Annotated in this window: 10 protein-coding genes; 3 read left to right on the forward strand and 7 right to left on the reverse strand. The window is 68.6% G+C overall.

Translation table 11 applies throughout. The features are described from left to right. Nucleotides 1–42: 42 nt before the first annotated feature. Entirely contained in the window at nucleotides 43–1,452 is a 1,410-nt protein-coding gene (locus A5711_RS24935; RefSeq protein ID WP_067951210.1) for an MFS transporter, read from the forward strand. Between the two features lie 12 nt (nucleotides 1,453–1,464). Here the strand turns inward: A5711_RS24935 and A5711_RS24940 are convergent, their stop codons facing one another. Together A5711_RS24940 and A5711_RS24945 are read right to left on the reverse strand one after the other, a co-directional pair. Then, on the reverse strand, nucleotides 1,465–2,184 hold the full coding sequence (locus A5711_RS24940) for an MgtC/SapB family protein (RefSeq protein WP_067951212.1): 720 nt from the start codon (nucleotides 2,182–2,184) through the stop codon (nucleotides 1,465–1,467). A gap of 52 nt (nucleotides 2,185–2,236) precedes the next feature. Beyond that, on the reverse strand, nucleotides 2,237–3,808 hold the full coding sequence (locus A5711_RS24945) for a glycosyltransferase family 39 protein (protein WP_067951214.1): 1,572 nt from the start codon (nucleotides 3,806–3,808) through the stop codon (nucleotides 2,237–2,239). Between the two features lie 285 nt (nucleotides 3,809–4,093). On the opposite strand from A5711_RS24945, the gene A5711_RS24950 reads away from it, so the two are divergent. Next, nucleotides 4,094–4,537 carry a universal stress protein gene (locus A5711_RS24950; RefSeq protein WP_067951216.1) on the forward strand — a complete coding sequence of 148 codons (444 nt, stop codon included), beginning with the start codon at nucleotides 4,094–4,096 and terminating at the stop codon, nucleotides 4,535–4,537. 7 nt (nucleotides 4,538–4,544) lie between these two features. Here the strand turns inward: A5711_RS24950 and A5711_RS24955 are convergent, their stop codons facing one another. Continuing rightward, nucleotides 4,545–5,231 carry an MBL fold metallo-hydrolase gene (locus tag A5711_RS24955; RefSeq protein ID WP_067951217.1) on the reverse strand — a complete coding sequence of 229 codons (687 nt, stop codon included), beginning with the start codon at nucleotides 5,229–5,231 and terminating at the stop codon, nucleotides 4,545–4,547. Between the two features lie 111 nt (nucleotides 5,232–5,342). On the opposite strand from A5711_RS24955, the gene uvrA reads away from it, so the two are divergent. Then, a complete protein-coding gene (gene uvrA, locus A5711_RS24960) occupies nucleotides 5,343–8,246 on the forward strand; it encodes an excinuclease ABC subunit UvrA (RefSeq protein ID WP_067951301.1) in 2,904 nt (967 codons plus the stop codon). 3 nt (nucleotides 8,247–8,249) lie between these two features. Here the strand turns inward: uvrA and A5711_RS24965 are convergent, their stop codons facing one another. From A5711_RS24965 to A5711_RS24980, 4 genes are read right to left on the reverse strand one after another with little or no spacing between them, the layout of a single operon-like run. Next, complete coding sequence (locus tag A5711_RS24965) at nucleotides 8,250–9,998, reverse strand: serine/threonine-protein kinase PknH/PknJ (protein WP_067951221.1); 1,749 nt, start codon at nucleotides 9,996–9,998, stop codon at nucleotides 8,250–8,252. 30 nt (nucleotides 9,999–10,028) lie between these two features. Next, on the reverse strand, nucleotides 10,029–10,262 hold the full coding sequence (locus tag A5711_RS24970; RefSeq protein WP_067951302.1) for a hypothetical protein: 234 nt from the start codon (nucleotides 10,260–10,262) through the stop codon (nucleotides 10,029–10,031). A 5-nt stretch (nucleotides 10,263–10,267) separates the two neighbouring features. Continuing rightward, on the reverse strand, nucleotides 10,268–10,711 hold the full coding sequence (locus tag A5711_RS24975) for a DUF6653 family protein (RefSeq protein ID WP_231987545.1): 444 nt from the start codon (nucleotides 10,709–10,711) through the stop codon (nucleotides 10,268–10,270). Nucleotides 10,712–10,718: 7 nt separating this feature from the next. Then, nucleotides 10,719–12,203, reverse strand: coding sequence for an alpha/beta hydrolase family protein (locus tag A5711_RS24980; protein WP_197520860.1), 1,485 nt, complete (start codon nucleotides 12,201–12,203; stop codon nucleotides 10,719–10,721). Nucleotides 12,204–12,243: the final 40 nt, after the last annotated feature.

The raw sequence follows: 12,243 nt of genomic DNA on the forward strand, positions 1-12,243 counted from the left end.
ATCTCGGATCGTCACTCTCGCGACACCCCATACGGTAGAGGGGTGACCGACACCGCGACCGTCACCGGCGGCTGGGATCAGCTGCTGGGAGCCAGGTATTTGAGGACTTCCATCCTGCTGGCCGGCGGAGTGGCCCTGTACGCCACCAACGAGTTCCTGACCACCAGCTTGTTGCCGAACACCATCGCCGAAATCGGCGGCAGCCGGCTCTACGCCTGGGTGACGACTTTGTACCTGGTCGGGTCGGTGGTGGCCGCGGCGATGGTCAATCCGATGCTGCTGCGCGCGGGGGCGCGCTCGTCGTACCTGACCGGACTCGCCGTGTTCGGTGTCTCCAGCCTGGTTTGCGCGGCGGCGCCGAACATGCAGGTTTTGATAGCTGGGCGTGCCCTGCAGGGCGTGGCCGGTGGGCTGCTGGCCGGCCTCGGGTACGCCGTGATCAATTCCGCCCTGCCGCGCGTGCTGTGGACTCGTGGCTCGGCACTGGTGTCGGCGATGTGGGGCGTGGCGACGGTGGTCGGCCCCACGACGGGTGGCCTGTTCGCCCAGCTCGGCCTGTGGCGCTGGGCCTTCGTGGCGATGGCGGTGCTCACGGGCCTGATGGCCATGTTGGTGCCGGTCGCGCTGGCCCGCGTCGAGCCCAGCACCGCCATCCCGTCGAAGAAGGTGCCGGTGCGGTCGCTGCTGCTGATCGGTGCGGCGGCACTGGCGGTCAGCGTCGCCCAGATTCCACACAACACGCTGGCGACGTTCGCGTTGCTCGCCGCAGGCATCGCGCTGGTGGGGGTGTTCGTGGTCGTCGACTGGCGGACGCACGCGGCGATATTGCCGCCCAGCGTGTTCGGTCCGGGGCCGTTGAAGTGGATCTACCTGACCATGGGCGCGCTGATGGGCGCCGCGATGGTGAACACCTACGTGCCGCTGTTCGGGCAGCGGTTGGCGCATCTGACTCCGATCGCGGCCGGGTTCCTGGGAGCCGCGCTGGCGCTCGGCTGGACGGTGAGCGAGATCGTCAGCGCGTCGCTGGAGAGCCCGCGCACGATCAGGCTGGTGATCGTGGCGGCGCCGATCGTCGCCGCCTCCGGCCTGGCCCTGGCCGCGGTGGCACGGCGCGGCGACACGTCGCCCTGGACGGCCGCGCTGTGGGCCGTGGCGCTGCTGGTGGCCGGGACCGGGATCGGTATGGCCTGGCCGCATTTGTCGGCGCGCGCGATGGCCTCGGTCGACGATCCGGCCGAGGGCAGCGCCGCCTCCGCGGCCATCAACACCGTCCAGCTGATCTCCGCGGCGATCGCCGCCGGTTTGGCCGGGGTGGTGGTCAACACCGCCAAGGGCGGCGATGGGATGGCGGCGCACTGGCTGTTCACGGTGTTCACTGCGCTGAGCGCCGCCGGTGTGGCGGTCTCCTACCGCGCGACCCGCGGCGTGCGCGAGGCGCTGCCGATCGGCTAGCCCGCGCTGAGCTCAGTCGGGGTTGTCGTCGGTCTGCAAGACCGCGACCACACCGTCGACGTCGCCGAAGACTTGTCGTGCGTTCGCGATCTTGGCGCCCGACAACGTCATCGTCACCCGGACCTCGCCGTCGTCGATGTCGTGGGCATCCGCGTCGAGCTCGGTGAGCTGCCAGTTGCGCTGCCCGCAGATCCGCAACACCTCCCGCAGCATGCCGCGGCCGTTTTCGTAGATGATCTGCACCCGCACCGTGCCGCGCAGCTGGGCGGTCAGGCGGCCCTCGACCGCCTTGAACACCAGCGCACTGACGAAGTGCAGGGCCACGACGGCGATGGCGAGCAGCAGCAAGCCGGCGCCCACCGCCATGCCGACCGCGGCCGACTCCCAGACCGCGGCCGCCGTCGTGAGCCCGTGCACCGCGCCGCGCCGGGTGATGATGATGCCCGCGCCCAAAAAGCCGATGCCGGAAACGATTTGGGCCGCGACGCGAGACGGGTCCAGCACGATCGTGCCGCTCGACAGGACGTCGGCGAAGCCGTACTTACTGACCAGCATGATCAGCGCCGCCGAGGTCCCGACGATCGTCTGGGTGCGCAATCCGGCGCTCTTGCCCTGGATGGTGCGTTCCAGGCCGATGAGCGTGGTCAACCCGAAGGCGACGAACAGTTCGACGAGGTGGCGGACACCTTGTACGTTGCCGCCCAGCAGCGGCGCGGCCAGCCAACTCTGCATACCCGTTCAACTACCCAACAATTGGCGGTTCACGCCGTCGGCAAAGCGGCAATCACCGCGTGGACTTCACCACCTGCGAGTAATGGAACTGCCAACGTTCGACAATGCGGAAACCGAGATAACTCGGGAACCGATAAGCCGGGGCGCGCCCGAATGCAGGTCCCGGCGGCAATGACGGTCCGGATTGATGATCGGGCAACGACGTTTCTTTATTGGTAATTGTCCAGATCGCGGGGCATTTGTTGATTTTGGCCGTCGTCAGCCACACGGCGACGTGTCCGTCCCATAGCGACCCCACCTTCGGCCCGTAGGCGCCGCGTTCGACATCGATGAGTGACCGGAACGCCGCGGGCCGGGTGGCCAGCAGGGCGCGGATCGGCCCGGGCCGCCACGGCACGGTGTTGTCCACCAGCAGGCAGTCACCGGGCGCGGCGTGAGAGCTGATCAGATCGGCCACCTGGCTGTAGTCCCAGCCCTCCTTGGCGTACGGCCAGCGCTGGACGAACAGGTAGTTCGGTACCGCGGCGACGGCGCAGGCCAGCACCACTCCGGCGATGGGCCAGGGTTTGCGGGCGATCGTGACGATGCAAAGGGCAAGGACCACGGCCATCGCGGGCGTGGTGAAGATCAGATAACGCGGGTAGTAGATCGGCTCGCCGACGGCCGAATAGATGACCACGAGCGCGGTGGGGATGACCAGCCACGCCGAGCAGATGATCAGGAGCCGACGGGTGTCGCCGATGGGGGGCCGGACACCGGCCAGCCGGGCCGCGACCGCCGCCACGATGAGCACGGCGGACAGAATGGCGAACGGGACGCTGTGGTCGAAATACTGGCGCAGGATGATGTCGAACGCGTAATGCCAGCTGACCGGGTAAATCCAGTTGACCTGCCATACCTGCGCGTGGGCGAACACGATGAACGGCACCATGGCCGCGACCGCCACGGATGAGGTGATCGCCCACCGAATAACCGCGGATTTGCGCGCCTTCTCGGGCGCCAATAGCGGCACCATCACGGCGTACACCGGTACCAACAGCACCATGTTCAGATTGAGCAGAATCGCGAGCATCAAGGCCAGCGCGTAGCCAACCCACAATCGAAGTCCGTTGCGCCGGGCGGCGGCGACGAGCAATACGGTCAGCCAGGCCGCCGCCGCGGCCGCGAAGGCGTAGGGGCGCGCCTCCATGCCCGCCCAGGTGGTGCGCGGCAGGATGGCGAACATGACACCGGCGCACACCGCGACCGGACGTGTCGAAAACTGCCTGGTGAAGACGGTGACGCCCGCCGCGGCGGCGCCCGCCGCCACGGCGCTGGGCGCTCGCGACCAGAACTCAGTCGGCGGGAACAGCGCGAACCAACCGTGCATCAGCAGGTAATACAGCCCGTGCACGGCATCGATGTGGCCCAGCAGCCGCCACAGCTCCACCAGCGTCCGGCTCCCGGCGGCCGAGATCGTCGCCCCCTCGTCGAACCACAGGGAGGGCCTACACGCCCACGCGCCGCTGACCACGGCCGCGAACACGGCGATCGCCCACGGGTCGAGCAACCGCCCCGGCGAACGCGCCGGCGCGGGTTCTGCGACTCGGTCCGCGACGCGCTGCTCGACGGTGGGCATGGACATGATGCTTGTCACTGTAAAGCGCAATCGCGGGGCCGGCTCACAAATCGCGCCCCGCACATTAGCCCCAGGCGTCCGCATTCCGCGAAAAGCTGCGTTATGCAACGCTTTCCGCGTAGGGCCTGAGCATTTGATTGTTTTGCCATCGGCGATATTGTCCGCCCGCGCAGCGCAGCCCCGCAAATTATCGACACGCCGCGCCACGCGGTGTCGCTAATCTGTTCCCTCTGCAACGGGCAAACGCGATAGTGTCTTGGGTTGGCTGACCAACCGAAACTGGGAGGGTTAATGGGCGCCTATCAGACTGTGGTGGTGGGAACCGACGGCTCGGACTCGTCAATGCGTGCGGTGGACAAGGCGGCGCAGATCGCCGGGCCGGACGCCAGGCTGATCGTCGCTTCGGCGTACCTGCCCCAGCATGAGGACACCCGGGCCGCCGACGCGCTGCGCAACGAAAGCTACAAGGTGTCCGGCACCGCGCCGATCTACGCGATCCTGCAGGACGCGAAGGAGCGGGCGCACAAGGCCGGGGCCAAGAACGTCGAGGAGCGCCCGATCGAAGGCGCCCCGGTCGACGCGCTGGTCAAGCTGGCCGAGGACGAGAAGGCCGACCTGCTGGTGGTCGGAAACGTCGGACTCAGCACAATCGCGGGCCGGCTGCTCGGATCGGTGCCGGCCAACGTGTCGCGGCGCGCCAAGGTGGACGTGCTGATCGTCCATACCACGTCGTAGCGGGGGCCTACCAGCCCCGCTCGCGCCATTCGCCCAGGTGAGGGCGCTCGGCGCCGAGCACCGTGTCGTCGCCGTGGCCGGGGTAGATGACGGTGGAGTCGTCGTACACGTCGAACACCCGGGTGGTGACGTCGTCCAGTAGCTGCGCGAAATCGCCGGGCTGCCATGTCTTGCCGACGCCGCCCGGGAAGAGGCAGTCGCCGGTGAACAGCTGGGTGACCCCGCCCGTGGCGGGCCCGTCGAGGGCAAGCGCGATCGAGCCGGGCGTGTGCCCTCGCAGGTGGATGACCTCGAACTGCAGCTCGCCGATCCGCACGGTGTCGCCGCCCGCCAGCAAACGGTCCGGTTTGACCGGCAACGCCTCGGCGTCGATCTCGTTGGCGGCGGTCGGCGCCCCGGTGGCCGCGGCCACGGCCTCCAGCGCCTGCCAGTGGTCGAAGTGCTGATGGCTGGTCACGATCAGCGACACCTTGGGTGCGTTCTGCCGGATCAGCCCGATCAGGACGTCCGCGTCATTGGCGGCGTCGATCAACAACGTCTCCCCGGTCTCCGAACACGTCACCAGATACGCATTGTTGTCCATAGGGCCCACCGACACCTTTAGGATCGTGGCGCCGGGTAGGGTCCGGCGGGCCGCAGTACCAGGGTCGACGTGTCCGGTGTAGTTGTCGCTCACCTTGTCGGGGGCAGTCATAGCGGCCACGTTACTGGTCAAACGTTTCTTGTCGGTACGGGCACATAGCATGGAATGCGCCGTGCGCATTACCGGCCGCAGAACGTAAAAGATCCACTGAGAGAGGGCAGCGTGGCTGACCGCCTGATCGTCAAGGGCGCCCGCGAACACAACCTGCGGGGCGTCGACCTCGACCTACCGCGCGACGCGCTGATCGTCTTCACCGGGCTGTCGGGGTCGGGCAAATCGTCGCTGGCTTTCGACACGATTTTCGCCGAGGGCCAGCGCCGGTACGTCGAGTCGCTGTCCGCGTATGCCCGCCAGTTCCTGGGCCAGATGGATAAGCCGGACGTCGACTTCATCGAGGGTCTGTCCCCGGCGGTGTCGATCGACCAGAAGTCGACCAACCGCAACCCGAGATCGACCGTCGGGACGATCACCGAGGTGTACGACTACCTGCGGCTGCTCTACGCGCGCGCCGGCACGCCGCACTGCCCGGTGTGCGGCGAGCGGATTGCCCGCCAGACTCCCCAGCAAATCGTCGACCAGGTGCTGGCGATGCCGGAGGGCACCCGCTTCCTGGTGCTCGCGCCGGTGGTGCGCACCCGCAAGGGCGAGTTCGCCGACCTGTTCGAGAAGCTGAACGCGCAGGGCTACAGCCGGGTCCGGGTCGACGGCGTGGTGCACTCGCTGACCGACCCGCCCAAGCTGAAGAAGCAGGAGAAGCACGACATCGAGGTGGTGGTGGACCGCCTCACCGTCAAGGCGAGCGCCAAGCAGCGGCTCACCGATTCCGTGGAGACCGCGCTGAACCTGGCCGACGGCATCGTCGTGCTGGAGTTCGTCGATCACGAGCACGACGCGCACAACCGCGAGCAGCGGTTCTCCGAGAAGCTGGCGTGTCCCAACGGCCACGCCCTGGCGGTCGACGACCTGGAGCCGCGATCGTTCTCCTTCAACTCGCCGTACGGCGCCTGCCCCGAGTGCACCGGCCTGGGCATCCGCAAGGAGGTCGACCCCGACCTGGTGGTGCCCGATCCCGAACGCACGCTGGCCGAAGGTGCGGTCGCCCCTTGGTCGACGGGCCACACCGCGGAGTACTTCACCCGGATGATGGCCGGGCTCGGCGACGAGATGGGCTTCGACGTCGACACGCCCTGGCGCAAGCTGCCGGCCAAGGCGCGCAAGGCGATTCTCGAGGGCTCGGATCACCAGGTGCACGTGCGCTACCGCAACCGGTACGGCCGAACCCGTTCGTACTACGCCGATTTCGAGGGCGTGCTGGCGTTCCTGCAGCGCAAGATGGCGCAGACGGAATCCGAGCAGATGAAGGAACGCTACGAGGGCTTCATGCGCGACGTGCCCTGCCCGGAGTGCGAGGGCACCCGGCTCAAGCCGGAGATCCTGGCGGTGACGCTGTCCGCGGGGGACCGGGGCGCCAAGTCCATCGCCGAGGTCTCCGAGCTGTCGATCTCGGACTGCTCGGACTTCCTGAACGCGCTCACCCTGGGGCACCGGGAGCAGGCCATCGCCGGGCAGGTGCTCAAGGAGATCCAGTCTCGGCTCGGCTTTCTGCTCGACGTGGGGCTGGACTACCTGTCGCTGTCGCGCGCGGCGGCCACGCTGTCCGGCGGTGAGGCGCAACGCATCCGGTTGGCGACCCAGATCGGGTCCGGGCTGGTGGGCGTGCTCTACGTGCTCGACGAGCCGTCGATCGGGCTGCACCAGCGCGACAACCGTCGCCTCATCGAAACCCTCACACGGCTAAGGGATTTGGGCAATACGCTGATCGTCGTCGAGCACGACGAGGACACCATCGCCCACGCGGACTGGATCGTCGACATCGGGCCCCGGGCCGGCGAGCACGGCGGGCAGATCGTGCACAGCGGGACGTACGCCGAGTTGCTGGCCAACGAGGACTCGATCACCGGCGCCTTCCTGTCGGGCAAGGAGGCCATCGAGATGCCGGCGATCCGGCGTGCGATAGACCGCAAGCGTCAGCTCACCGTCGTCGGCGCCCGCGAGCACAACCTGCGTGGCATCGACGTCTCGTTCCCGCTCGGCGTGCTGACCTCGGTGACTGGCGTGTCCGGCTCCGGAAAGTCGACGCTGGTCAACGACATCCTGGCCACAGTGCTCGCCAACCGGCTGAACGGCGCCCGGCTCGTCCCTGGCCGGCACACCCGGGTGACGGGCCTGGACCACCTGGACAAGCTGGTGCGCGTCGACCAGTCGCCGATCGGGCGCACACCGCGGTCCAACCCGGCCACCTACACCGGCGTGTTCGACAAGATCCGCACCCTGTTCGCGGCCACCACGGAGGCCAAAGTCCGCGGCTACCAACCGGGCCGGTTCTCGTTCAACGTCAAGGGCGGCCGCTGCGAGGCGTGCACGGGCGACGGCACCATCAAGATCGAGATGAACTTCCTGCCGGATGTGTACGTGCCCTGCGAGGTCTGCCACGGCGCGCGCTACAACCGCGAAACCCTGGAAGTGCACTACAAGGGCAAGACCATCTCCGAGGTGCTGGACATGTCGATCGAGGAGGCGGCGGAGTTCTTCGAGCCGATCACCGGCATCCACCGGTACCTGCGCACGCTCGTCGACGTCGGCCTGGGCTATGTCCGGCTGGGCCAGCCCGCCCCGACGCTGTCCGGCGGTGAGGCGCAGCGCGTCAAGCTGGCCGCCGAACTGCAGAAGCGTTCGACGGGGCGCACCGTCTACATCCTCGACGAGCCCACCACCGGGCTGCATTTCGACGACATCCGCAAGCTGCTCACCGTGATCAACGGGCTGGTGGACAAGGGCAACACGGTCATCGTCATCGAGCACAACCTGGACGTGATCAAGACGTCGGACTGGATCGTCGACATGGGGCCCGAGGGTGGCGCCGAGGGCGGAACCGTTGTGGCCGAAGGCACCCCGGAGGACATCGCCGCCGTGCCGGAAAGCTACACCGGGAAGTTCCTCGCGGAGGTGATCGGCCGCGCCGCCCCGCCGCAGCGGCCGAAGCGGCGACGCAAAGCCACCGCCTGATTCTCAGCCGGCGATCTTGGTCGCCATTTGGTTGGCGATCAACCTCGCCTGGTTGATGACTCCGAGCCCGCACACGTCCACGTCGAAAACCACGTTGGACGCCGCTTCGAGGACGTGCTGGCACACCACCGGGCTGTTGGCCAACGTGTGCTGCAGGGCGATGTTGGGCGGATTGCCGCTGATCTGCCCGAAGGTCCATTGGAGTGACCCCTTCTCGCCGAGCTGGGTCACGGTCTTCCCGCCGCAGTCCCGCCATTGCGGCCATTGGTTGTTCACGAACCCCCGGGCCTGGTCCGCGGACGCGAAGATCACCGCCCCCTGGACCACGACGTTGGGCGGGTCGCTTTGCGGTTTCTTCATCACCTGGGCGAGCATCGCGGTGTAGCCGCTGCTCTTGTACGTCCGGGTTTGGAGACCGATGAACGCCCCGGTGCACTTGTCGTCGGACACGGTGCTGGTCGGGTCGGGGTCCGTCATCTCGCGCGTGCTGCCCTCGACGATGATCCCGGTGTTGCCGACCAGGGCGTTGATCTGGTCGACCGGAAGCAGGAGCGAATCCAGTTGTGCGGGACCCACTGTGGGGGCCGCGCTGGTGGTCGCCGCACTCGTGGTGGAGGGAGCCGCGGTGGTCGTCGTTGGGGAGGCGTCGGGCGGGGGATCACCGGACTTGCCGACCGCCAACCACACCCCGGTGCCGGCGATGACCGCGACGACGAGCGCGAGCGCGCCGATGACCAGCCCCAGCCTGCGCCGCGGGTGCGCGGGCGGCGGCCACGGCGCGCCGGGCGGGGCCGTGAACCACGCCGGAGGCGGCGGCGCGGGCTGGGCGGCAAACGGCTCAAAGCGCGGCGGCGGCGCGAAATGCCGGCTGTGCTGGATCAACTCGGTCGCCTCGCGTTGGTCCGGCGTGCTCAGCGCGTGCAGGGCCGCCTTCGCCAGATCACCCGCGGTCGGGTAGCGGTCGTTCGGGTCCTTGGCCATCCCGCGGGCGACGACCTCGTCGAACGCCGCCGGGACGGCGGGATTGCGTTGGCTGGGGCGCGGGATCGGCTCCACCAGGTGTGCGGCCATCAGGCTGCTGAGGCTGGTGGCCTGGAAAGGTGTTGTCCCCGTGAGGCATTCGAAAAGCAGGCAGGCGAGAGCGTAGATGTCGACGCGGTAGGTCGGGTCGTCGTTGCCGAATCGCTCGGGGGCCATGTAGTTCCAGCTGCCAATGGCGGCACCGGTTTTCGTCATCCTGGTCGCCCGCTGATCGGTGGCCGCCGCGGCGATGCCGAAGTCGACCAGGTAGGCGAAGTCGCCCTCGGTGAGCAGGATGTTCTCGGGTTTTATGTCGCGATGAATGACCCCGGCGCGGTGCGCGGCGTCGAGCGCGGAGGCGACCTGTTCGACGATCGCGACCGCGCGGGGTGGTGGTAGCGGCCCGGTGCGGCTCAGCTCCGTGCCCACGTGACGCCCTTCGATCAGGCGCATGTCGATGAACACTTGACCGTCGAGCTCCCCGAAGTCGTGAATCGGCACGATATGGGGTTCCTGCAGCCGGCCGGCGGTCCGCGCCTCGCGCTGCATGCGCCGGCGAAACACGTCGTCGGAGCTGACTTCCTCGGAGACCAGCTTGAGCGCGACGACGCGGTCCTTGACGGTGTCGTAGGCCTCGTAAACCTCGCCCATCCCGCCGCGGCCCAGCAGGCGGCGCAGTTGGTACGGCCCGAACCGGCTCCCGATCCGCGAACCAGGCTGCGTTTCACTCATCGACGTCCCCCCGACGCTAAGCCAGCCGCCCTAGCCCTCATCCGTGCGCATCGACTCGCGGATTTCGGCCAGCCGTTCGGCCGCGGCGCGCTCGCGCTCGTCGTATTGCTCGGCGACGGTGCGGCCCTCGGGGGATTCGGCGTCCAATTCCGCGTCGCCCAAGGAAGTCGCGTAGCGGTTTTCGATCTTCTCGCGGACGGATTCGAAGGTCGGCACGCCGGCGCTGTCGTACCCGGGATCGGGCGGGGTGGGTTCGTCGGGCATGAAGGTCACGCTACTAAAAGCCCGGCGGCCGGCCGCCGCTCGCGCTCCAGATAGCGCACCATTTGTTCCCAATAGACCAGCGTCAACGCCATCTGCACCGCGATGGCCGCCGCCGCGGCGGCCAGGCGGCGGCGACGCGCGGCGGCGACGGCGGCGAGCGCGGCCACCGACGTCAGCACGCTGATGACCATGGCAGCGTCCCGGGGGCGACGGCTGATCCACAGCTCCTCGCCCAGCATCGCCCGCGTCGACCATGCCCGCTCGTGCGCCGGCTTGCCGAAAACGAACGGGTTGACGGCCAGCCACAGCCCGAGCCACGCCGCATGGCTCCAGCGCCGCGTCCACGGCGGCACCAGGATCAGCGGGGTGCTCGCCCAGCGGGTCCAGGCGCTCCACGGATTGCAGTGCCGCGCAAAGATCGCGCGCCGAACCCGCGCAACAGCAAACACCGGCCGGCTACCGCCTGGCGGGATTGGAATGGTCGGCCGGGATGACGACCGGGGTGGCGGGCGCGGGTGGCGCGGCGCCGGGCAGCGCGGTCCGCGGAATTCCCGGCGTGTCCAGCCTGCCGGCCAGCCACGGCAGCGCGGCGGCGAAGGCCCGGTCGGCGAACGGCCAATCGTGCTTGCCCGGCTGCGCCAGCACCGCGCAGTCGATTCCGTTGGCGCGCCCGAGTGAACACAGCGAATAAGCGGCCGCCGTCTGGTTGCCGGGGTCGGCGGCCGCTTCCCGGGCGGCGAGGCGTATCGCGCCGCCGTCGGTCATCATCGGGTCGTGGCGCAATGCGGGCGGGCCGTCGGAGGAGATGGCGAACCAGCCCGCGACGTCGCTGTACCGCCCGTGCCGGCTGATCACCGTGGTCGGGTCGAATGCCGCCCACGCGTCGGCGTTCCCGCCGAAGAGCCGCGCGATGGTTTGCGTCTTGTTTCCGGCATTCGGGAAGAAGTCGCCGGCGACGTCGACGAACGCGCTGAACATGTCGGGGTGCATGACGGTCAGGTCCACGGCGCAGGTCCCGCCCATCGACCAGCCGGCGATGCCCCACTGCGACCGGTCGCGGCTGACGCCGAACTTGGAAACCAGGTACGGCACAACGTCTTTGGTCAGATGGTCGGCGGCGTTACCGCGGACTCCGTTGACGCATTCGGTGTCGTTGTTGAAGGCCCCGCCGGAGTCGACGAACACCAGCACCGGTGCCTTGCCGTCGTGGGCGGCCGCGAAGTCGTCGATTGTCTTGACCGCGTTGCCCGCGCGGGTCCAGTCCGCCGGGGTGTTGAACTGGCCGCCGATCATCATGACGGTCGGCAGCGCCGGCGGCGGGCTGCTGGTGAACCATTCGGGCGGCAGGTAAACCAGCTCACCGCGGTGCTTGAAATGCGAGGCGTCAGAGGGGATCGCCACCGGAACCACGCTGCCGTGCGGCGGCCGCGCCCGTTTGGCGGCCATCGCGGTGACGGTGGCCGGGTCGGTTTGATCGGGCAGGGGACCGGAGGTGATCTGGCTCCACGCGGCCTGCACGGTCGGGAAATAGCCGACCCACAGGTTGAGGACCAGGGCGGCACACAGCGCGCACAACGGCACGGCCAGCAGGCCTGCCCCGCGCCGCCAGCGTCGCGCGCCGCGCCAACCCAGGAGCAGCACGGCCACCGCCATGCCGGTCAACGTGATCCAGAGCCACAGCGCCACCGGCGCGGGTTCGTCGGACAGGCCGCGGTCGACGATGTACCAGTGCGTCAGGTAGGCCACGGCAGCGCCGGCCAGCGCAGCCGCCGGCAACCACACCGTCCGCCACCGACGCGACCGCCAGCCGACGGCCAGCGTCAGCACGACCGCGGTCACCACCTGGATCGTGGTGGGCACCCAGCCGTGCATCAGCGACGTGTGACTACTTGCCAGCAACTGCGTCGCGGCATTGGTCGTCGACGCGGTCACGGCATTCATTGTGATCCATTGTTAACCGGCCTGGAACATATTCACCGAA

This window comes from Mycobacterium sp. E2238 (assembly GCF_001672665.1).
In the GTDB taxonomy this organism is placed as follows: Bacteria; Actinomycetota; Actinomycetes; order Mycobacteriales; family Mycobacteriaceae; genus Mycobacterium.